We start from the raw sequence: 21,463 nt of genomic DNA, 5'->3' as shown, positions 1-21,463 counted from the left end.
TCTCAGGCGCCGATCGCGTGGTGGCCACCGTCGGCGTGCACGATCTCGCCGGTGGTGGCGGGCAGCCAGTCCGAGAGCAGCGCCAGGCAGGTGCGGGCGACCGGTTCGGCGTCCTTGGGGTCCCAGCCGAGCGGGGCGCGGGCGGCCCACTCCTCCTCGAACGACGGGCCGTCCCCGCCGATGCCGTTGGCGGCCAGGGTCCGCAGCGGCCCCGCGGCGACCAGGTTGGCCCGGACGCCGTGGCCGCCGAGCTCGCGCGCCAGATAGCGGGAGCACGCCTCAAGTCCCGCCTTGGCGACGCCCATCCAGTCGTATCCGGGCCAGGCGCGGGCGGCGTCGAAGTCCAGGCCGACGACGGCGGAGCCGGGGCGCAGCAGCGGGCGGCAGGCCCGGGCCAGCGCCACCAGGGAGTAGGTGGAGGTGTGCAGGGCACCGGCGACGTCGGTCCACGGGGCGGTCAGGAAGCCGCCGTCGAGGCAGGAGGCGGGTGCCTGGGCGACGGAGTGCAGGACGCCGTCGAGCCCGTCGAGGTGGGCGCCGACCCGGTCGGCGAGGCTGTCCAAGTGTTCCTGGTCGGTCACGTCCAGTTCCACGACGGGGGGCTCGACCGGCAGGCGCCGGGCGAGCCGGGCGACCAGGGTGGGCCGGCCGTATGCGGTCAACACGATCCGGGCGCCCTGTTGTTGGGCGAGCCGGGCCACGGCGTAGGCGATCGAGCGCTCCGTGATCACCCCGGTGATCAGCAGTCGCTTGCCGTCGAGCAGCCCACTCATCGCTCCTCCGTCTGACTCATCCTGACTTGCTTCCGACCATGGAGTCACCGAGCGTCGCCGGAGCCGACGGGCAAGTCTGGCGCCATGACTGCAGTCTGAGAGGTAGTCAGAGAACTCGTTGACATCGCATCCGACCTCCAGTTGACTACAACAGTCAAGTTTAGTCAATCGGTTGACTGGGCGTTTGTGACCGCGCCGGTCCGTCCGTTGCCAGGATCGGCCGCCCGCCCCCGCCCGCAGCGGAGTCGCAGTGGAGAAAGGGACCGCCATGACGAGAGAAGCGATCGTCGGCCAGCTCGCCGAGATCCTGAACGAGGTGGCCGGCGTGGTGCCGGCCGAGGTGACCGCGGAGAAGTCCCTGGTCGAGGAGCTCGATGTGGACTCCCTGGCGATGGCCGAGGTCATCGTCATCGCCGAGGAGCGCTTCGGGATCGAACTGCCCGAGGAGGAGATGACCGATCTGCACACCGTGCTGGACCTGGTGATCCGCGTCGAGAAGCGGCTGGCCTCCTGAGTCGGAGCGCCGGCCGGCGTGCTCCGGACGGGCCGGGCCGCCCGGCCGGAGCACACCGTCGCGGCGGGGCGGCGCCGCCGTCGCGTCGCCGCCGGGCGCGGCCGCTCGCGGACCGCGGAAACGGTGCCGAGCGATAGCGCGAGGCACTTTGGCGAAAAGTAGTAATGCCGGTCAGTAAACCAAAGTCGATGTCTTGTCGTCGCTTGTTGACTCAGGCAAAGGCCAGGGTTACCTTGAGGATCTCCGGAGGGTAATTAAGAGACGACTCAATGCACTGCTTTCCCGGGCGTGACCTGTCCGGAGAAAGGAGCCGTGGTGCGAGGGGACCTATGCGGGGGGACGAGTCTTTCTGTGACGCGCATACGCTCAACCAGACCGCCGGAGCCGGCAACATCCCTTGCGGAGAGGGGCGTTGGGGGCCGGCGCGTTCCACCGAATTAGCCGACGGCCGGCTGCACATCTTCGCGGCGGAAACCACGGATATTCGGCACCCGGCCGGTTTACTTGATTTCCTGGCCGCATTGCTGCACTGCCCGGCGGACGGTATTTCCCTGACCCGAGACGACTTCGGGCGCCCGGTGTCCGTCCGGCCGCCCGCGGACGCCGACTGGCCCGCGGACGCCGGGCTCTTCCTGGCCGTCGGCGACGACCCGGACCACCGCCTGCTGGCGCTGGCCCGCGACCTCCCGGTGGCGCTCAGCGTCCACCCCGTCCCCCGCGGCCCGCTCGGTGAACTGCTGCTCCCCTTCACCCCGTTGGAGCGCGAGAGCCTGCGCCGGGCTCCGGCGGCGGACCGGGCCCGGCAGTTGACCCGGCTCTGGGCCCGCAAGGAGGCGGTGTTGCGGCTGGCCGGGCGGGGCGGGCTGGCCGCGGCCGACGAGATCGACGCGCTCAGCGGGGCACCGGCCGACGACGGCACGGTGCGGCTGCCGCCCGCCCTGACGGACGCCGGCGGGGCTCTGGGCCCGGTCGCGCACGTCCGGGACCTGCCGTCCGGCCCGGAATGGGTGGCCTGTGCGGCGACCCCCACCCCGGCGCGCGGCCTACGGCTCTGGGGCGCCAACGCCCCCGGAGGGTCGGCCGCCTGACGGCCGCTCGCCGGTCGCGGCCCCCTACGGCATGACCACCGCGTGCGGGTCCGGGCCCCCGGTGTCCCGGGTGCCGGCGCTCAGTTCGCGCCAGGTCTCCAGGGCCAGCCGGAAGGCGCCGGCCCGCTCGTACCCCGCGGCGGCGGCCTTGAAGGACTCCTCGGCGTCCCCGGGGCGCTTGCCGGCGCGGTGCGCGCGGGCCACGTAGAGCAGGCAGCGGGCGCGGTCCAACGGGGAGAGCTCGGCGGCCGCGGGGTCGATCGCGGCGGCGTGCTCGGCCGCGGCCGCGGCATCGCCGTGCCGCAGCGCGCCGGCCGTCTCCAGCACAGCCAGCCACGTCCGCGTCGAGGGGGTGTCCACCAGCGCCGCGGCCTGGCGGGCGCGCGCCAGGAGGGCGTCCGCGTCGGCCGGGGAGCCGGCGGTGAGCGTCAACAGCGTCCGGGCGCGGGCCAGTCGGAGCCGCAGGCGCACCCCGTCCGTCGACGCGATCAGGGCCTCGGCCTCGGCCAGCAGCTCCAGCGCGCCGGTGGCGTCGCCGGTGAGGTACTGCGCGCCGGCCGCCGCCCACAGGGCGCTGGCCCGCAACTCGCCCGCGGGCAGCGGCCCGACCTCCGCGCGCACCTGCGCCCCGAGCTCGTCGGCGCGGCTCCACTCGCCGCTGTCGACGGACGCGGAGAGCAGCGCCACCTGGGCCTGGGCCCGCTCCGGGCGGCCGGCCGCCAGCTCGCCGGTGACCCGCACGGCGTCCTCGGCGGAGCGGACCGCGTCCGACAGCCGGCCGGCGGCGCGCAGGAGTTGGGCGAGCTCCATGGCGACCCGGGCGTGCAGCACGGGCGCGGCGCGGGTCACCGGGTCGTCGAGCAGCCGGCGCAGCGCGGTCTCGTGGCGGGCGGGGTCGTCGAGCCGGCCGAGGACGGTGGCCAGCTCCCAGTGCGCCTCCCAGCGGACCTCGTCGTGGTCGGTTCCCTCGGCCTGCGCGACCACGGCCTCCAGCTGGCGCCGGGCATCGGGCCAGTCACCGGCCAGCTGGCTGGCGCGGGCGGCCACCAACTGGCCGACCAGGCCGAGGCGTTGGGCGAGCCGATCGGCGGGCCGGTCGGTGGTGCTGAGCGCGTCGACGGTGGTGCCCAGCCGCTCCGCGATGGAGCGGGCGATCTTGGCGCCGGGGATCCGGCGGCCGTTCTCGACCAGCGAGACGTAGCTGGGGGAGAGGTCGTCCCCGGCGAGGTCCCCCTGGGACAGGCCCTGAGCGCGCCGGACCTCCCGCACTCGCTTCCCGAAGGCAGGCTGCTCAATCGTCAACGGAATCGCTCGCAGTTGGGTCGGTGGGACGGACAGTGACGGGGTGCGGACGCCCGGTGGGAGGGTCGGACTCCGCGGTGACGCTGAGTGTACTCACCGGCCCCCTGCGCGGGGGCGGCCTGTGGACAACCGCACGCGGTCGGGGTAGGAAGCTCGCAGGATCGGCGTGAGTCATTTTTTGTCACGAGCAGCGTACGGCAGCCACCCTGGTCGCCAGGTTGTGGCCGCGGCGTCAAGGGCTCTTTGTCGGCATTGCGAGCCGATCGACTGTCATGGCTGGCTGTTGAATGCTATGACTCTACTTGACAATAAATGACAATTGGCTGACGCTGACCCTCCATGGACTACGCCCCGAGGAGGGACATATGAGCTCCGCTCCCGCATCGCCGACCGTGGCCGCCGAGTCGGAGGAGGAGAGCGGCACCCCGGGCCGCAGCGAGCACCGGGCCGCGACGGCATTACGCCGGGTCCGGGACTTCCTGGCCGAGGACGGCGGAGCGGTCCACGAGGTGCTGTGCGAGATCTCCACCCACCGCGCCGCGCGCTACGAGATCGAATCCACCATCGCCACCCTCGACGGGGCGCTGGACGAGGTGGCCGCCCACCGGCCCGGCCGGGTCCCCCGGCTCGCCGCATTCATGCCGTCCAACGTCATCCTCTACTCCTACGCCCTCTACCTCCTGGTCCCCGCGCTCTATACGGACGCGCTGGTCTTCCGCCCGGCCAGCCGGGTCAAGGACCAGATGCGCCGGCTGCACGAGCTGCTCGCCGAGCGGCACGACCTGCCGATCACCCTCAGCGGCGCCAGCCAGCGGGAGTTCCTCGGCGAGGAGGTGCGCTCCGCGGACGTCGTGGTGTTCACCGGCGCCTACCGCAACGCCGAGCAGATCCGTGCCCAGCTCTCCCCCGAGCAACTGCTGCTCTTCCTCGGCTCGGGCGTCAACCCGTTCGTCGTCGCCCCCGGGGCGGACGTCGAGCGGGCCGCCCGTGACGCCATCGAGATCCGGACGCTCAACACGGGTCAGGACTGCCTGGGCCCCGACCTGTTCGCGGTCCACCACTCCCTCCTGGACGGCTTCCTCGACGCGCTGGTCGCCGAGTTGAAGGGGCTGCGGTACGGCCCGTACACCGACCCGGACGCCGACTTCGGGCCGATCTTCTACGACGGGGCGCTGGAGGAGGCCGCGCAGTTCCTGGCCCGCAACCGGGAGGGCATCGTCCACGGTGGGCACGTGGACTTCCGCGCCCGGCGGCTGGACCCGACCGTCGTCGTCGGCGAGGACCTCAGCCCGCGCACCCACGTACCGGAGTTCTTCGCCCCGATCTTCAACGTCGCCGCCTGGCGCGACGAGGAGGCCCTGGCCGCCACCCTGACCACCGGCATGTTCACCGAACGTGCCCTGGGCTCCAGCGTCTACGGTGCCGCACCGGCCCTGGTCGAGGCGCTGCGCCGGCGCACCACGGTCACCCTCGACACCACCCTGCTCTCCATCGACGACGGCAACGCACCGTTCGGCGGCTACGGCCGGATGGCCAACTACGTCTTCGACGGCCACGAGGTGCGCGCCGAACCGGTCCTGGTCTCCAAGGCCGTCGCCGCCCACCGCCCGGGGGCCGCCCGGTGACCGCACGTCCCTACCCGACGGCGTGGGCGGCGGTCGCCGACTACCTCCACCACCTGGGCACCCGCGCGGTGTTCGGGCTACCGGGCGACGACATGGCCCTCCTCGGCGAACTGGAGCGCACCGACACCCGCGTCGTCCTCTGCCGCGACCAGCGCAACGCGGTCTTCATGGCGACCGGGCACGCACTCGCCGCGGGCCGCCCCGGGGTGTGCGTGGTCGGCAAGGGGCCGGCGCTGACCAACGCCCTCACCGGCGTCCTGGAGGCGCGCTCGGCCGCCGTCCCGCTGATCCTGATCGCCGACGGCACCCGGCTCGACCACCTCGGCACCGGCGCGTTCCAGGAGCTGGACCAACTCACCGCGATCCGCCCGTACGTGAAGTGGGCGGCCCGCGCGGACACCCCGGAGCGGCTGCCCGCCCTGTTGGAGACGGCCGCGGCGCGTGCCGTCAACGGGACGCCGGGGCCCGTCTACCTGGAGCTGGCCGAGCAGGTGGTGGACGCCGCCGTGCCGCGGAGCGGGCGGTGGCGGTCGGCCGCGCCGCAGCGCCCGGGGCCCGACCCGGACGCGCTGGACGCCACCGCCCGCCGGATCGCCGCGGCCCGCCGGCCGCTGCTGCTGGTCGGCGGCGGCGCCCGGCACCGCAACCCCGACGGCCGGATCGAGCGCCTGGCCGAACGGCTCGGCGCGGGCCTGTTCACCACCGCCTCGGGCCGCGGCACGGTCGCCGAGGACCACCCGCTGTACTGCGGCGTCAGCGGCCTGTACGCGGTCCCGCCGGCCGACGCGCTCTGGCGGGAGGCGGACTTGGTCGTCGCGCTCGGCAGCCGCCTGGAGGAGACCGCGACGTTCGGCTGGCCGGACGGAGCAAAGGAGCAACTCCCGGTCGTCCAGGCCGTAGTGGGCGAGGACGGCCTGGCGCTGGAACGGCCCGGCGACCACGTCCTCGGGGACGCCGCCCGGATCGTGGCCGGCTGGACCGAACTCCTCGCCGACCACCGGGCGGACGACGCCTGGGCGGACCGGGTGCGCGCGGTGCGCGCCGCCCTGGGGGAGCGGGCCGCGGACCGGGCCGAACGGGCGGCGAAGGCCGCGCCGGCGGGCACCGTCCCGGTGGCCGCGGTGCTGTCCTCCCTGGACCGCGCGGTCCCCGCCGGCCGGGTGCTCGTCCAGGAGAACGGCCTCCAGGACATGTGGTCGTACTACTTCCCCCACTGGACGCTCGGCGCCGCCGGCGGGTCCGTGGTGCCCAGCGAGCAGACGCCGCTGGGCTTCGGCGCGGCCGCCGCGGCCGGCGTCCGGCTGGCCCTGCCGGCCGACCGCCCGGTGGTGGCGCTCGCCGGCGACGGCGCCTTCCACCTCTTCCGGGCCGAGCTGCCCTCCCTGGCGGACGCCGGCGTCGCGGTGCTCTACGTGGTGCTCGACAACGGCGGCTACGGCTGGCTCCAGGCCAACCTCGACCGGGTCTCCGGCACCGGCTCGCGCTTCTCCTTCACCGCCGCCCGCCCCACCGGGACCGAGGGGCTGGCGGCCGCCTACGGGATGGGCCACCGACGGGTGACCGACCCCGGGGAGCTGGACGCCGCGCTGGCGGCCGCCTGGCGCGAGGTCGCCTCCGGCACCACGTCGGTGGTCGAGGTGGCGGTCGCGCTGTCCGACACCCCACCGGGGATGGCCGGTGCGGCCGGCGACTTCCCCGAGCGGGAGGGCACCGACGGCGGCTGAGCCGGCCTGACACCCCTGCGGGCGGGCGCTCTTGCGAGCGCCCGCCCGTTTGCCGTGCAGGTCCGGCGGGGGCCGCCCCAACGACGGTCCCCGCCGGACCCGTTGAGGTGCGTACCCCGGCCCGCCGGTCACGGGGGAATACCGGGCGGGGCCGGGGCACGGCTTCTTCGTACGGAGGAGGGCCACGCCGTGGCGTGTGGGGGCTGCCGCGCTCCGTACGGGTCCGGGTCAGGTCTTGGTGGTGAACTTGGCCAGCGCCAGGGGGGCGGTGACCGCGGTCAGGGCGAGCGACCACAGCAGCGTCCAGGCCACCGGGCCGGCCACCGGGCCCGTGCCCAGGGCCAGTCCGCGGGCCGCGTCGGCGATGTGGGTCAGGGGGTTGACGCGGGTGACGGCCTGGAGCCAGTCGGGCATCGTCGCCGGCGACACGAAGATCGAGGAGGCGAACTGAAGCGGCGTCAGGACCAGCACCGACAGCCCCTGGATGGCCTGCGCGCTGCGCAGCGTCAGCCCCAGCAGCATGAAGACCCAGATCAGGGAGGTGCCGAACACGGTGGTCAGACCGATCGCGGCGAGCACCCCGGGGCCGTGGCCGACGACGTCGAAGCCGAGCAGCGCGGCGACGGCCAGCAGGACCGTGAGGGCGAGGAGCATCCGCCCGGTCTCCACCACCACCTTGGCGATCAGCACCGAGGAGCGCGCCACCGGCATCGCCCGGAAGCGGTCCATCAGGCCGGTGCGGAAGTCGTCGTTGACGCCGGTGCCGACGGCCATCGCGACGGTCATCCCGAGGATCACCATCAGGCCGGGCACCAGGAACGCGGTGTACTGCCGGCGGGACCCGCCGGCGCCGAGCACCCCGCCGAAGACGAAGACGAAGAGCAGCGTCAGCACGATCGGCATCAGCAGCGCGTCGATCATCGACTCCGGGTTCTGCCGGATGTGGAGGAGGCTGCGGCGGGACAGCGCGCCGATGTGCCGCAGGTGGGAGCGGAGCGGCAGGCGGCGCTCGTCCTCGGACGGGACGGGGGGCGCCGGGTGCGGCAACACCTCGGACATGGCCATGGTTCTTCTCCCTCTCCTCTGCCGTGCGCGGCCTGTGGCGCCACTGCGCTCAGGACCGGCGCTCGTCCAACCACTTCTGCCAGTACGTGCGGCGGTCGCTGCTGGGGTGGGCGAGCACGATGTCGCCGAGGACCGCCGAGCCGGTGACGCGGACGACCGGGGTCGCGGACTCCGGGCCGGAGGGCGGCCGGGTCAGGTCGCGCAGGTCGCCGAAGACCTTGCTGCACGCCAACTCGACCCGCACCCCTTCGGGGAGGAGGAGGTGCACATCGCCCACGATGGCGCGGGCCGTGATGGTCACCCCGCCGTCCGGCGGGGCCGGGGAGGCGCACAGGTCGAGATGGAGGTCGCCGAAGACGGCGGTGGCCTCGATGCCCTGGTCCAGGGCCGGGCTGTTGGCCGTGAGGTCGCCGAACAGGGCCTTGAAGACGCGCTGTTGGGAACCGCCGCCGGCGGCCGGTGGGGGCGCCGCGGTCGGCAGGTCCCGGCCGACGGTGGCCAACTCCTCGCGGGTGCGCGCCAGATAGGCCGCCTCGTACCGCTCGGCCAGCTCCTCCAGGGTGAGCCGGCCCTCCGCGGTGGCCTCCCGCAGGCGCTCGATCATCTCCTCGCGCTCGGCGTCCGAGGCCAGCATCGCACCCTGCTTCGGCGCGTCCGAAACGGACCCTAATTCCTTGTGCAGATCCGGGCGTTGGGGTTGCGTCATCGGGTGTGCCTCCGCTGGTCGGGCGGTAGTGGTGCGGGCCGGGGTGCCCCCCTTGTGCACCCCATCCGACCACGTCACGCGGGGTGCGGGCATCGGCGTCCGGTACTACATCGAAAGGTGCAGTCAACCCTCCGGGCACCGTTCTTCGTCCTACCAGCCGCCCGGTTTTACGGGTACCGGTGGCGCACTCTCGGCCCCGTGTCTTAATGCTCCGGGCACCAGCGAAATGTCCGTGTCACCGGAGTGTGAAGGGCAGTGAAGAATACGGAATCCGTATCGACTTCTAGTTGACTGGTTGGTAAAGTGCCCAGCACTCATTGTGACTCGGCGATTTGGACAACTGGCCGGAGTCCTCAAAACGTTCGAATCCGGAGGGTTAGTCGAATGCCTGAGCCGGCGGACACCGGGCGGCGAATCAAAGAGCTACGAGTCAGCGCGGGAATGACCCAGCACGAACTCGCCGGGTCCGAAATGTCCGCCAGCTACATCTCCCTCGTCGAACGCGGTAAGCGCATTCCCAGCGGACGTGCTCTGAAGATCCTGGCGGAACGGCTCGGGGTCGACGTCACGGAAATATCCGGCGCCGCCGAGTCGACGGAATCTGCCGGCCGGGTCCGCCGGCTCGACCTGGTCGGACGATTGGTCGCGGCCCGTCGGCAATGGGAGGGCGGCGACGCCGAAGGGGCGTTGGAGGAATTCCGCGCGCTGGCCGGTGTCGAAACGGGCGGCCGCCCGGACGACGTATCCACCGAGGCCCAACTCGCCATGGCCGAAATACTCGGCTCGCTGGGCCGCGCCGACGAGGGCGCGGACGTCCTGCTGCGGATGCTGGACGGGCTCGCCCCGGCCGCGTTCGCCGAGGCCCGGTTGCGCGCCCTGACCGCCCTGGCCGACCTGTTGGAGTCCGCTGGCCGGGTCCAGGACGGGCTGCGCCACGCCCTCACCGGCTCCCTGGAGGTGGCCGCCGCCCAGGCGCCCGGCAGCGCCTTCCACGCGCTGCTCGTGCTCGACGTGCTGACCCGCTGCGCCTACTGGAGCGGCTGCGCGCACTGGGCCCCGGAGGCCGCCGGCCACAAGCGCTCGCCGGACGGGGTGCTGCCCGGGCCGCGCGCCCGGATCGCGCTGCACCGGGCGCTGGACCTGTGGGACCGGGGGGAGACCGACCGGGCCGCCGAGCTGCTGGCCGAGACCGCCCGCCGGGTGACCCCCGCGGCCGGCTTCCGGCTCTGGGAGGCTGTCAACGGGCGCTATGCGCTGCTGCTGCTCGGCCGCGGCGAACGGAGCGCGGCGCGGAGCATCGTGGAGCGCGGGCTGGTCGTCGCCTCGGTGACGCAGGATCCGGACTTCCCGCTCTGGCTGACCACCGCCGAGGCGGTCTGCGCCGAGGCGGCCGGCGACCGCGACCGGGTCTACGCGCTGGGCGCGGAACTGGCCGGGCTGCCCGATACCGGGCGGTGCCATGAGAAAGCCGCCGCGCTTTCGGAGCTCGCGGCGGCCTGTGCGCGGTTGGGGGACCGGGAAAGGGCGGCCGGGCACTTCCGGTATTCCGCGGAACTGTTCCGGCGGGCCCAGGCGTACCGGCACGCGGACCGGGCCCGGGAACGGCTGGCGGACCTCCTCGAAAAGCACAACTGACGTCCGCCGGGCGCACCGGGCCCTGGTGGCGGCCACGGCCAAAAGCGCGGTCGATGCCGCGCTGCCGTCATTGCGCCGCCAATGCGTCGCTATTTATTCGCTTTCTTCCCCAATCCCAGGAGGGCGAACAACGCCTCCGCGCCGCCGACGATCGCCAGGACCAGTCCGGCCTTGTGGAGCGAGACGTACGGCGTCTCCACTTCCTTGGTCGTGAGCCACAGGATGACGCCGACGATCGCCAGGAAAATACCGACGGCAATGCCCTTCATGAGTTCCCTCGTCCCTTGTTGCCGATGTCGAGCAGGTTGACCGCTCCAGCGTCCCGTCCGGATCCGGTGCCGCGGATCATCCGCAGGTAGGCACTTTGCCGGGCGTCCCCTGTCACTTTCTATGTACGCCGGGCCCTCCCCGGGGGTCGGCGTACGGGCGCGTACCCGGGGCGCGCCGGGCACGCCGTCGGCAGTACCGCATCGCTTCGACGCCTCGTCAGTCAAATTTCGTGACTCTTGTAGTCATTCCCGGATCGACGTTTCCGCTGGTAGCTGCCCTTCTTTGCGGCTCCGACCGGCCCTCTCTTGCGGTTTGACTCCGATGAGACTGTTGACAGTTCAGTGACTCAACTGTCATCTTTCTAGTCATGCGGACGCCCTGAGCGTGACAAGGGGCAGAAAAGTAGGAGGGTCTCATGGAGTTACGGGCGGCAGAACGGCGGCGCGTCGTCGTCACCGGCTGCGGCGTGGTCTCCCCGCTGGGGAACACCACCGCGGACTTCTGGGCCGCCCTCCTGGCCGGCCGCAGCGGCGTCAGCGCCGTCACCCGCTTCGACGCCGGCCAGCTGCCGGTCCGGATCGGCGGCGACGTCACCGACTTCGACCCGGTCGCCACCGGCGTCCTCACCCCCCAACAGGCCCGGCGCACCGACCGCTTCACCCAGTACGCCGCGGTCGCCGCCGCCCAGGCCCTGGCCGCCGCCGGACTGCACCCGCCGGCCGACGTCGACCCGCACCGCTTCGCCGCGGTGATCGGCTCCGGCTACGGCGCCGCCCCCGCGATCCAGCAGCAGTACGACATCCTCAAGGAGCAGGGCCCGCGCCGGGTCTCGCCGTACCACTCGGTGCTCACCGCGATCGACCACCCGACCAGCCTGCTCTCCATCGAGCACGGCATCGCCGGCCCCAGCCACGCGGTCTCCGCGGCCTGCGCGACCGGCGCGGTGGCCATCGGCGAGGCGGTCGAACTGATCCGGCACGGCCGCGCCGACCTGGCGCTGGCCGGCGGCACCGACGACTCGCTCACCGCCGTCGACCTGGCCGGCACCGCCAACGCCAAGGCCCTCTCCCGCCGCAACGACGACCCCGAGGGCGCCAGCCGCCCCTTCGACCGGGACCGGGACGGCTTCGTCATGGCGGTCGGCGCGACCGTGCTGACCCTGGAGGAGGCCGGGCACGCCGAGCGGCGGGGGGCGCCGATCCTCGCCGAGGTGGCCGGCTACGCCGCGACCACCGACGCCCACCACGCCACCGCCCCCGACCCCACCGGCGCCGGCGCCGTCCGCGCCATGCGGGCCGCGCTCGCCGACGCCGGACGGGCCCCCGAGGACGTCGGGCAGATCAGCGCCCACGGCACCGGCACCGTGCTCAACGACCGCATCGAGGCGGCCGCGTTGCGCGAGGTGCTCGGCCCCGACGTCCTGCGCCGCACCCCGGTCACCGCGGTCAAGAGCATGACCGGGCACATGCTCGGCGCGTCCGGCGCCGCCGAGGCCGCCGCCGCGGTGCTCTCCCTACGGGACCGCGTGGTCCCGCCGATCCGCAACTGCGACCACCCCGACGAGCCCGACCTCGACCTGGTCACCAAGGGCCCCCGCGACTGGGACGGCGACGTGGTCCTGAGCAACTCGTTCGGCTTCGGCGGCCACAACGCCGTACTCGTACTCACCCGCTACACCGGCTGAAGGAGAGCGACGCACCATGCGGGGACGACTGGTCACCCTGGAATGGCCCGGCGACGACGACTGGGCGGCGATCGCCGACTGGCTGCGGCCCGGCTCGCCGGCGGCCGTGCTCAGCGGCGACTGGGAGCTGCTCGGCGCCGCCGACGTGGAGGCGGCCAACCGCTCCGGGCGGGTCAGCCACATGGTGATCCGCACCCACAACGGGGACCGCATCGGCACCGTCAGCTACCAGCGCACCGGCCGGATCGGCGGCTACTCCGTGGGCGGCGCGATCGGCACCCCCGAGCTCTGGCGCCGCGGCTACGGCGCGGAGGCCGTCGTCCTCCTCGTCGACTACCTCTTCCACCAACTCAACGCGCACCGCGTCCAGGTGACCACCGCCGCCTACAACAAGGGCATCATCCGGCTGATGACCAAGACCCAGTTCGTGGTCGAGGGCATCCTGCGGGACCACTGCTATCTGGACGGCGAGTACCACGACGCGATCGTGTGGGGCATCCTCCGCGACGAGCACTACGCCTCGCTCAAGCCCAGCGAGACCAACCGTGTCCTCGCCGTCGGGCTGGAGGACTTCGTGCCCGAGGAGGACAAGGCCCAGGCCCGCGAGATCCTCGCCGGGCACCTGGCGGAGACCGGTCGCAGCGCCGTCGCCGCCTTCCTCCAGGAGGCCGGCCCGCGCCCGCTGCGCGACGCCGCCGAGGACGGGCGGGGTGCGGCATGAGAGACGGCGCCGAGAGCTTCGCCCTGGCCGACCGGGTCTTCTTCGACTGGCCCGGCAACTGGGACCTGGCGGCCACCCGCTTCCCCGCCCCGCCGCTCCCCGACGGCTGGACCCGCGACGACAACGAGACCTGGACGATCTGCCGTCCGCCCACCGGGGACGGCCCCCAACTCCCCGACCAGGGTTGGAAGATCCACGTCTCCGCGGTCCCCGAGGACGCCGAGCGCACCCTCGTCGACGTCGCCGCCTACTGCACGGCGCACGGCCTGCACTTCAAGTACCTCAAGAGCGCCAACGTCGTGCGCGCGCTGAGCCGCAAGTACGCCCAGCGCTCCTCCGCGGGCAAGCTGCTGACCGTCTACCCCGTGGACGAGGCCGAGTTCGCCCGCACCCTCGACGGACTGGAGGCCGTCGTCGGCGGCCGCCCCGGCCCGTACGTCCTCACCGACCTGCGCTTTCGCGAGGGCCCGCTGTACGTCCGCTACGGCGGCTTCCGCACCCACCACACCGAGGACGACCACGGCGACCTCGTGCCCGCGATCCGCCGGCCCGACGGCACCTGGGAACCGGACCGCCGCGCCCCCGTCTTCCGCACCCCCGAGTGGGTCGACCTCCCGGACGTCCTCAAGGACTCCCTGGCCGCCCGCCAGGCCGTGGACGCCTTCCCCTACCGGATCACCGGGGCGCTGCACTTCTCGCACGGCGGCGGCGTCTACCGCGCCGAGCCGACCGGCCCCGACGCCCTCGGCGCCGGCCAGCGCACCGTCGTCCTCAAGGAGGGCCGGCCGCACTCCGGCACCGACGGCGTCGGACGGGACGCGGTCGCCCGGCTCGCCCACGAGCACGAGATCCTCAGCCGGCTCGACGGACTCCCGGGCATCCCCCGCACCTTCGGCACCTTCCAGGTCCGCGACCACCTGTTCCTGGTCCTGGAGGAGATCGAGGGCAAGGACCTCCAGTCCTGGCTCGCCGGCGGCTACCCGCTGACCGTGCCGGAACCGGACGAGGCGGCGGTGCTCGCCCACCGGGACCGCGCGCTGGCCCTGTTCGGCCGGATCGAGAAGCTGATCGCCTCGGTGCACGCCCGCGGCGTCCGGATCGGCGACCTGCACCCCGGCAACTTCGTCATCCAGGACGGCGACATCCCCGTCCTGCTGGACTTCGAGGTCGCCGACGCGATCGACCTGGCCACCCCCAGCAGCCTCGGCGCCCCCGGTTTCCACCGGGCCGACGCCACCGGCGCGGACGGCGACCACTACGCGCTCGCGGCCATCGCGCTCTGGCTCTTCCTGCCGCTCGCCGCGCTCTGCGGCCTGGCCCCCGACAAGGCGTCGGCGCTGCTCCAGATCGCGGCCCGCCGGTTCCGCCTCCCCGAGGAGCTGGTCGCCCGGCTGGCCGCCCAACTCGCCCCGGCCGCACCGGCCGACGGCACCCGGCCGCGCACCCTGGCCAGCGCCCCCGGCCCGTTCCCGCCCCCGGACCTGCTCGCCTCGCTCGACCGCGGGCTGCGCGCCAGCGCCACCCCGGACCGCGAGGACCGGCTGTTCCCCGGTGACTTCGCGCAGTTCGCCGAGGGCGGCGCGGGGTTCGCGCACGGCGCGGCCGGCGTCCTGTGGGCCCGGCACACCGCGCTCGGCGTCCGCGACGAGGCGCACACCGCCTGGCTGCGGGCCGCCGCCCGCCGGGTGCCGGCCGAACGCACCGGCTTCTACGACGGACTCCACGGCATCGCCTACGTCCTCGCGGAACTCGGCGACGTGGACGGGGCGTTGGAGTCCCTGGACCGGGCCCGGGGCCAGCTGGCCAACCGCCGCTGCCCCAGCCTCTACCGCGGCCTGGCCGGCTCCGGCCTCACCCTGCTGCACTTCGCCGACGCCTGGGACGACCCCGCCCCGCGCGAGCACGCCCTGCACCTGGCCGACCGGCTCGCCGACACCCTGGCCGCCGCCCGCCGGGAACCGGTCGAGCACCGCCGCCGCACCGGCTCCGCGCACGCCGCCGGCCTGATGTACGGCTGGTCGGGACCGGCGCTGTTCCTGCTCCGCGCGCACCGGGCCACCGGTGATCCGGGCCTGCTGGACGAGGCGGTGCGGGCCGTCCACCGCGACCTGGACCGCTGTTCCTCCGGTCCGGGGGACACCCTCCAAGTGGACGAGGGGTTCCGGCTGTTGCCCTACCTGGACAACGGCAGCGCGGGCATCGCCCTGGTCGCCGCCGAACTCCTGCGGTACCGGGAGGACGCCCGGATCCGCGAGGCGCTGCCGGCCCTGCTGCGGGCCTGCTCCTCCGACTTCGTCATCGAGTCGGGCCTGTGGGGCGGTCGCGCCGGACTGATCGGCACCCTGGCCACCCTGCGCGCGCTGGTCCCGCAGCCCGCGGAGACCGCCGAGCGGCAACTCGCCCGCCATCTGACCAACCTTCAGCACCACGCCATGACGCTGGACGGCGCGACGGTCTTCCCCTGCGACGGCCGGGCCCGGATCTCCATGGACGTGGCCACCGGTGGAGCCGGCGTACTGCTGGCCGTCGCCACCGCCGAACGGGGCACCCCGCTGCTGCCGTTCCTCACCGACTCGCGGTCCGCCGCGGCCGTCAACCCGGCCGTCCCGGAGCGCGCCAGCGGCGCCCGAGGTGCCGCGACCCCCGCCGTCCCCTCCGGGACGGCGGGCCCCACGGAAGACGCGGAAGGGAGGTGTTCTCGATGACCATCATGGACCTTCAGGGCCTGGAGGTGCCGGGCGAGCGTGAGGCCCAGGCGCTCGGCTCCACCGTCAGCACCGGCTGCTGAATGACGCCGGCGGACCGCGTCCCGTCGTGACACGGCCCGCCGGACGGGGTGCCCCGCAACGGCACCCGACGCATCAGCGCTGCTGTCCACCGCTCCTGCTCACCCCCGGAGGGAGGTGTTCTCGATGACCATCATGGACCTTCAGGGCCTGGAGGTGCCGGGCGAGCGTGAGGCTCAGGCGCTCGGCTCCACCGTCAGCACCGGCTGCTGACGCACCGTCCGGTGTCCGGGAACACCGGAACTGTCAACAGTACACAGTAGCAAGGGACTTAGGAAGGGAGGTGTTTTCGATGACCATCATGGACCTTCAGGGCCTGGAGGTGCCGGGCGAGCGTGAGGCTCAGGCGCTCGGCTCCACCGTCAGCACCGGCTGCTGACATCGCGCCCGGTGACCCGCCCTGCGGTGCGGGTCACCGGGCCCTCGCGTCGGGCACCAACGGACCGACGGCGGACGGTCCAGGGCAGACGGCACGGGGAGGACGACGATGGACACGGCCGGGCAGCACCCCGCGGACGGCGGCGCACCGCTCGCCCTCTGCGTCATCGGTTGCGGCCCCCGCGGCGCCAGTCTCGTCGAGCGGATCCTCGCCAACGTCCCCGCGCTGTACGGCGATCGGCCGCTCACGCTGCACCTCGTCGACCCCTACCCGCCCGGCGCCGGACGCACCTGGCACACCGACCAGCCCGGCCTGCTGTGGATGAACTCCGCCGCCGACCAGGTCACCGTCTACCCCGACGCGACCGTCGACTGCGCCGGCCCGCCGCGCCCCGGCCCCACCACCGCCGCCTGGCTCGACGGTCCGCTGCACGACGGCGCCTACGCCGCCCGCCGCGACCAGGGCCGCTATCTGCGCCGCTTCTTCGCCGAGGTGACCGCCGCGGCGCCCGCCTCGGTCCGGCTGCATCCGCACCGGGCGCGCGCGGTCGACCTGCGGCGCACCGACGACGGCCGCCAGGAGGTGCTCCTCGACTCCGGCCGGCCCGTCCGCGCCGACCGGGTGGTGCTTGCCCAGGGGCACCCCGATGTCCTTCCCGAGCCCGCCCCGCCCGGCCTGCTGCGAATCGGCCCCGGACCGGCCGACCCGGCCGCCCTGGAGCGCATCCCGCCCGGCGCGCCGGTCCTCGCCCGCGGCCTCGGCCTGGTCTTCACCGACTGCCTGGCACTGCTGACCGAGGGCCGCGGCGGCCGCTTCGTCCGCACGCCCGAGGGGCCGCTGCGCTACCTCCCCTCCGGCCGCGAGCCGCGCCTGTACGCGGGCTCCCGGCGCGGCGTCCCGCTCCCCCCGAAACCGGCCCCGGACCCGGCCGGCCCGTCCGCCGCCGAGGACGTCGCGCGCTTCGCCACCGCCGCCGCCTGCCGGGCCGCGCTCGACCGTCCCGGCGCGGACTTCGACCGCGACCTGTGGCCGCTGTTCCGGGCCGAGTTGGGCTGGTGGCACTACCGTGCCCTGTTCGCCGCCGCCCCCGAGCGCACCCGGATGACCTGGCCGGACTTCGACGCCCAGTACGCCGTACTGGTCACCGACCCCGGCCGGCTCGCCAAACTGGCGGCCGCGGCGGTCCCCGACCCCGCCGACCGGCTCGACCTCGACCGGCTGGCCGCCCCGTTGGCCGGCCACACCTTCGCCGACTCCGACGACCTCCAACGCCGGCTGCGCGCCCACCTGGTGACGACCCTGCGCCGCCGCACCGGCCCGGCCGCCGGCACCGAACGCGCCCTGGTGGACGCCCTGCGCCGCACCGGCGAGGTCGTCGAGGAGCTGTGGCGGGCCGGCGACCTGGCCGGCACCGCGCTCGCCGACGCGCTGCGCCGGCTCGCGCTCGGCACCTACCTCAGCTCCGGACCGCCGCCGCTGCGGGCCGCCCAACTGCTCGCGCTGGCCGAGGCGGGCATCGTCACGTTCACCGGCCCCGACCTGCGGGTGACGGCCGACCGCGACGCCTTCCGGGCCACCAGTCCCGCCGTCCCCGGCACCGTCCACGAGGCGGCCGTCCTCCTGGACGCCCGGCTGGCGATGCCGGCCCCCGACCGCCTCGCCGATCCGCTGCTGCGCGCCCTGTGGCAGCGCGGCGAACTGGTCCCGGGCCCCGGCGGCGAGGGCGCGGCGCTGCCCCGGCTGGACGGCCCCGCGCTGCACCCGGTCGACGCGGACGGCACCGTCCACCGGGACCGCTTCGTGCTCGGCCCGGCGCAGTTCCCCCGGCCCGGCGCCAACGCCACGGCGCTGCGGCAGACCGACGCCCTCGCCCGCCGCCTGCTCACCGGCGGCTGACGCGGCGCGGGCGCGGCCCGCCCGGACCGCTCAGCCGCGCGGCGTCAGCCCGTACTGCTGCGCCAGGATCGCCGCCTGCACCCGGCTGCGCAGGTTCAGCTTCGACAGGATCCGGCTGGTGTGCGTCTTGACCGTGCCCTCCGCGAGGTGGAGGGTCTCGGCGATGGCGCTGTTGGCCTGGCCGCGCGCGATGCAGGCCAGCACCTCCAACTCCCGTTTGGTGAGCGACTCCAGCGCCTGTGCCGCCCCGTCGGGCAGCGCGGGCCCGTCCGCCGGCACCGGCGCCTGGTGCGCGAACTCGCCGATCAGCCGCCGGGCGATGGCCGGCGTGAGGAAGCCGTCCCCGTGGGCCACGTCGCGCACCGCCCGCACCAGCACGGCCGGTTCGGCGTTCTTGAGGATGAAGCCGCCCGCGCCGGCCCGCAGCGCCCCGAAGATGTACTCGTTGAGGTCGAAGGTGGTCAGCACCAGCACCTGCGCCAGCCCGCCCTCGACGATCCGGCGGGTGGCCGCGACGCCGTTGAGCAGCGGCATCTGCACGTCCATCAGGACCACGTCGGGCCGGAGTTCGTCGGCCATCCGCACCGCCGCCTCGCCGTCGCCGGCCTCGCCCACCACCGTCAGGTCCGGGTCGGTCTGGAGCACCAGCACCAGCCCGGACCGCACCGCGGCCTGGTCGTCGGCGACCAGCACCCGGATGCCCTCCCCGGTACCCGCGGGGCCCGCCGCCCGTACCTCCTCCACGGCCCGTCCCGCCGCCTGCTCCGCCTGCTGTGCCGCTCGCTCCACTGTCTGCTTCCCCTTCTCGCTCGCTGCCCGGTGTGGAATCGGCCCGCGCCCGCGGGCCTTCCTCTCAGGAGTTCCGGTCCAGCGGCAGCACCGCCCTCACCCGCCACCGTCCGGGGACCGAGCGGTCGGGGCCCGCGTCGAACACCCCGCCCACCAGCGCCGCGCGCTCCGACATCCCGGCGAGCCCGGCGCCGGCCCCGGTGGTCGGGGGGTCCCCGGGCCGTTGCTGCCCCCGCCCGCCCGGGCGGGCCAACGGGCTGTCCACCCACAGGGTCAGCTCCTCGGGGCCGGCCTCGCAGCGGATCCGCACCCGCCCGGCCGCCGCGTGCTTGAGGCAGTTGGTCAACGCCTCCTGCACGATGCGGTACGCGGTCACCTCGATCACCGACGACACCTCGGGGAAGTGCTCGGGGAACTCCGTGACCAACGTCAGCGCCGCCGCGTCGGCCGCCGGCCGGGCCTGCTCCACCAGCGTGGGCAGCGCGCCCAGTTGTGGCCGGTCCCAGTCGTCGTCGACCGCCCGGTCGGAGCGCAACAGCACCACCATGCGACGCATTTCGGCCAGTCCCTGCACGCTGTTCTCGCGGATCACCGCCAGCGCCCGCAGCACCGGGTCGTCGGCGTCCGGCCCCGCCCCGTCGGCGCCCTTGGCCTCCTGGAGCGAGAGCACCGCGCTGGAGTGGATGGCGATCGCGCTCAGGTGGTTGGCCACCAGGTCGTGCAACTCCCGGGCCATCCGGGTGCGTTCGGTCTGGAGCACCGTCTTGCGGTCCAGTTCGGCCAGCCGGTTGATCTGCGCCGCCCGTTGCCGTTCGGCGTCCGCCTGTTCTTTGTGGTTCCGTATCAACACCCCGGTCCAGACGGGCGAGATGAGCAGCAGCGCCACGATGAGCCCGGTGGTCACCCCCTCCGACCGGTCGCCGATGACGAGGAAGACCACGGTGGCCGCCATGGTGGCCGCGACGGTCCCGAACTGGAGCGCCCGGCACAGCCACGGCGCCCCGTACAGCGCCGCCGCGTACAGCAGGTCCGTGTAGATCAGTACCGGCCCCAACCCGCCGCTGACGGCCGCCTCCAGGGTGACGGTGACCGTGCCGACGAGCACCGCCCGGCCCGGCGCGACGCTGCGGAAGGCGGTCGAGCCACACAACACCGCCACCGGCAGCACCGCCTGCCACACGGGGACCTGCCCGCCCATGACCCGGGCCCCGCCGACCACGTAGAGGATCAGACAGCCGGCGAAGAACCCCACGGCCAGCCGGAGATCGCGCAGCGGTATCGGCGTACGGGGTGGCCGGGGCGATGCGAATTGGCGTAACCACACACCAGGACAGTACGTCCGTGACATGCGCGGACGCCTTGCCCTGACTGCCGAATTGGGTCGCTGTTCCGTACATCGAAGTATGTAGCCGGACATCGGCAGGAGGGATGACTCCAAGGTTACGGAGGACATGCAAACCTTGGCCTGACTGTATCGATCGATGTAGGCGAAAAAGGGGGAGGCCGAAGTCGCCACCGATTGACGGCCGTCGCCTTCCGGAACGGCCGAGCCGCCGCTCAACTGTGGAGGACGGAAAGTACGTGGAAACGAACGCCGCTCTTCTCGATCTCGCCCCGGAACTCGCCGACCACGGTCTCCCCGGCCAGGACGGCACCGACCAGGTGCCCGTCTTCGTGGTCCCCGTGGGCCCCGGCCCCGCAGGATCCGCCCCACCCACCGGCTCCGGGAGCGAGCTCACCGCCGAGAGCTGTCCGGGCCTCAACGGCCATACCAGAGCCACCCTCGACGCCGCCTCGCGCGGCTGGCTGCTCGCCCGACTCCCCTCCCGGGTGCGCACCGCGATGACCGCCGCCGCCCACTGGGAACTGTACGGAACGCACGGCCTCCTGGTCGTGGCCTGCGGCGACGGCGCCCGCCAGATGGGCTTCTCGGTCGAGTCCGTACGCCACGTACGCCGGGAGTCCTCCCCGCTGCACACCCCCTACGAGATCCTCACCCCGCACGAGTCCCGCACCGCCGCCGCCCGCCCGGCCGCCGAACGCGAACGCCTCATCACCCGTTACTGGGTCCGCAAGGACGCCGCCCTCCAGGCCGTCGGCAGCGGCCTCTCCCTCGCCCCGGAGCGGATCGAGGCCGGCTTCCCCTCCGACACCGGCACGGTCGCCGTCCCCGGCCCCTGCGGCAGCGAAATCCCGGTCCGCGTACGGAACTTCCGCTTCTCGGCCGCTTACGAGTTCGCGGTCGCCACCCCCGAACCGCCCTGCGTCATCCCGTCCTTCGCCTATTCCTTCCGCTGACGTCGCGGCGCCGGCCGCCTTCCTTTTTCCGCCGCCTCCCCGGCGGAAAAAGGAATCCCGCCGCGCGCCGCGACAGTTCGTTTGCGCAACCCGGCAATCCTCCGGCAGGGGCCCGCCCGGGTGAAAAACAATCCGCTTGGCCCGCCCGGACTTCCGTAGGGCCTCTTGACGGGTTACCTGTTGCGTGCTTCGAGTCGTGGCGAGCACG

At 73.9% G+C, this 21,463-nt stretch carries 20 protein-coding genes; 13 read left to right on the top strand and 7 right to left on the bottom strand.

Going from position 1 to position 21,463, the window contains the following annotated elements:
* Positions 1–2: 2 nt before the first annotated feature.
* Positions 3–773, bottom strand: a complete 771-nt coding sequence (fabI, locus tag ACIQU6_RS00555; RefSeq protein ID WP_403479419.1) for an enoyl-ACP reductase FabI — start codon at positions 771–773, stop codon at positions 3–5.
* 268 nt (positions 774–1,041) lie between these two features.
* Between fabI and ACIQU6_RS00550 the strand changes: the two genes are divergently transcribed.
* Both ACIQU6_RS00550 and ACIQU6_RS00545 read left to right on the top strand, forming a co-directional pair.
* Positions 1,042–1,287 (top strand): acyl carrier protein, encoded by a 246-nt coding sequence (locus ACIQU6_RS00550; RefSeq protein WP_403479418.1) that lies wholly within the window; start codon positions 1,042–1,044, stop codon positions 1,285–1,287.
* 521 nt (positions 1,288–1,808) lie between these two features.
* Positions 1,809–2,375: a 4'-phosphopantetheinyl transferase superfamily protein gene (locus ACIQU6_RS00545; protein ID WP_403479417.1), complete on the top strand. Its 567-nt coding sequence runs from the start codon at positions 1,809–1,811 to the stop codon at positions 2,373–2,375.
* Positions 2,376–2,399: 24 nt separating this feature from the next.
* Here the strand turns inward: ACIQU6_RS00545 and ACIQU6_RS00540 are convergent, their stop codons facing one another.
* Complete coding sequence (locus tag ACIQU6_RS00540) at positions 2,400–3,677, bottom strand: helix-turn-helix domain-containing protein (RefSeq protein ID WP_403479416.1); 1,278 nt, start codon at positions 3,675–3,677, stop codon at positions 2,400–2,402.
* Between the two features lie 365 nt (positions 3,678–4,042).
* Between ACIQU6_RS00540 and ACIQU6_RS00535 the strand changes: the two genes are divergently transcribed.
* Both ACIQU6_RS00535 and ACIQU6_RS00530 read left to right on the top strand, forming a co-directional pair.
* Positions 4,043–5,302 (top strand): aldehyde dehydrogenase family protein, encoded by a 1,260-nt coding sequence (locus ACIQU6_RS00535; protein ID WP_403479415.1) that lies wholly within the window; start codon positions 4,043–4,045, stop codon positions 5,300–5,302.
* Complete coding sequence (locus ACIQU6_RS00530) at positions 5,299–7,026, top strand: thiamine pyrophosphate-binding protein (RefSeq protein ID WP_403479414.1); 1,728 nt, start codon at positions 5,299–5,301, stop codon at positions 7,024–7,026. The genes ACIQU6_RS00535 and ACIQU6_RS00530 overlap by 4 nt, the downstream gene beginning before the upstream one ends.
* Positions 7,027–7,254: 228 nt before the next feature.
* Here the strand turns inward: ACIQU6_RS00530 and ACIQU6_RS00525 are convergent, their stop codons facing one another.
* Entirely contained in the window at positions 7,255–8,091 is an 837-nt protein-coding gene (locus ACIQU6_RS00525) for an ABC transporter permease (protein ID WP_403479413.1), read from the bottom strand.
* A gap of 49 nt (positions 8,092–8,140) precedes the next feature.
* Positions 8,141–8,797, bottom strand: coding sequence for a DUF1707 domain-containing protein (locus ACIQU6_RS00520; protein WP_403479412.1), 657 nt, complete (start codon positions 8,795–8,797; stop codon positions 8,141–8,143).
* Positions 8,798–9,181: 384 nt separating this feature from the next.
* On the opposite strand from ACIQU6_RS00520, the gene ACIQU6_RS00515 reads away from it, so the two are divergent.
* Positions 9,182–10,432 (top strand): helix-turn-helix domain-containing protein, encoded by a 1,251-nt coding sequence (locus tag ACIQU6_RS00515; RefSeq protein WP_403479411.1) that lies wholly within the window; start codon positions 9,182–9,184, stop codon positions 10,430–10,432.
* An 89-nt stretch (positions 10,433–10,521) separates the two neighbouring features.
* On the opposite strand, the gene ACIQU6_RS00510 is transcribed toward ACIQU6_RS00515, so the two are convergent.
* Positions 10,522–10,701 carry a DUF5708 family protein gene (locus ACIQU6_RS00510; protein ID WP_274914770.1) on the bottom strand — a complete coding sequence of 60 codons (180 nt, stop codon included), beginning with the start codon at positions 10,699–10,701 and terminating at the stop codon, positions 10,522–10,524.
* A gap of 416 nt (positions 10,702–11,117) precedes the next feature.
* On the opposite strand from ACIQU6_RS00510, the gene ACIQU6_RS00505 reads away from it, so the two are divergent.
* The 7 genes from ACIQU6_RS00505 to ACIQU6_RS00475 all read left to right on the top strand — a co-directional run bounded on the left by ACIQU6_RS00505 (position 11,118) and on the right by ACIQU6_RS00475 (position 18,168).
* Positions 11,118–12,386 carry a beta-ketoacyl-[acyl-carrier-protein] synthase family protein gene (locus tag ACIQU6_RS00505; protein ID WP_403479410.1) on the top strand — a complete coding sequence of 423 codons (1,269 nt, stop codon included), beginning with the start codon at positions 11,118–11,120 and terminating at the stop codon, positions 12,384–12,386.
* A gap of 16 nt (positions 12,387–12,402) precedes the next feature.
* Positions 12,403–13,107: a GNAT family N-acetyltransferase gene (locus ACIQU6_RS00500; RefSeq protein WP_403479409.1), complete on the top strand. Its 705-nt coding sequence runs from the start codon at positions 12,403–12,405 to the stop codon at positions 13,105–13,107.
* Entirely contained in the window at positions 13,104–15,812 is a 2,709-nt protein-coding gene (lanKC, locus tag ACIQU6_RS00495; RefSeq protein WP_403479408.1) for a class III lanthionine synthetase LanKC, read from the top strand. Before ACIQU6_RS00500 ends, lanKC begins: the two co-directional genes overlap by 4 nt.
* On the top strand, positions 15,800–15,895 hold the full coding sequence (locus tag ACIQU6_RS00490; protein WP_274914774.1) for a class III lanthipeptide: 96 nt from the start codon (positions 15,800–15,802) through the stop codon (positions 15,893–15,895). The genes lanKC and ACIQU6_RS00490 overlap by 13 nt, the downstream gene beginning before the upstream one ends.
* Positions 15,896–16,019: 124 nt before the next feature.
* The gene (locus ACIQU6_RS00485) at positions 16,020–16,106 is read left to right on the top strand and encodes a class III lanthipeptide (protein ID WP_199812551.1); all 87 of its coding nucleotides are present in this window, start codon (positions 16,020–16,022) and stop codon (positions 16,104–16,106) included.
* 79 nt (positions 16,107–16,185) lie between these two features.
* Positions 16,186–16,272, top strand: coding sequence for a class III lanthipeptide (locus ACIQU6_RS00480; protein ID WP_199812551.1), 87 nt, complete (start codon positions 16,186–16,188; stop codon positions 16,270–16,272).
* A gap of 108 nt (positions 16,273–16,380) precedes the next feature.
* The gene (locus ACIQU6_RS00475) at positions 16,381–18,168 is read left to right on the top strand and encodes an FAD/NAD(P)-binding protein (protein WP_403479407.1); all 1,788 of its coding nucleotides are present in this window, start codon (positions 16,381–16,383) and stop codon (positions 18,166–18,168) included.
* Positions 18,169–18,198: 30 nt separating this feature from the next.
* Here the strand turns inward: ACIQU6_RS00475 and ACIQU6_RS00470 are convergent, their stop codons facing one another.
* Entirely contained in the window at positions 18,199–18,912 is a 714-nt protein-coding gene (locus ACIQU6_RS00470; RefSeq protein ID WP_403479640.1) for a response regulator, read from the bottom strand.
* A 109-nt stretch (positions 18,913–19,021) separates the two neighbouring features.
* Complete coding sequence (locus ACIQU6_RS00465; protein WP_403479406.1) at positions 19,022–20,281, bottom strand: sensor histidine kinase; 1,260 nt, start codon at positions 20,279–20,281, stop codon at positions 19,022–19,024.
* Positions 20,282–20,538: 257 nt separating this feature from the next.
* On the opposite strand from ACIQU6_RS00465, the gene ACIQU6_RS00460 reads away from it, so the two are divergent.
* A complete protein-coding gene (locus ACIQU6_RS00460; RefSeq protein WP_403479405.1) occupies positions 20,539–21,255 on the top strand; it encodes a hypothetical protein in 717 nt (238 codons plus the stop codon).
* Positions 21,256–21,463: the final 208 nt, after the last annotated feature.

The organism is Streptomyces sp. NPDC090442, assembly GCF_044769405.1.
Taxonomy (GTDB): domain Bacteria; phylum Actinomycetota; class Actinomycetes; order Streptomycetales; family Streptomycetaceae; genus Streptomyces.
Note: the sequence above shows the minus strand (reverse complement) of the source record. Positions and strands in the feature narration are given on the sequence as shown.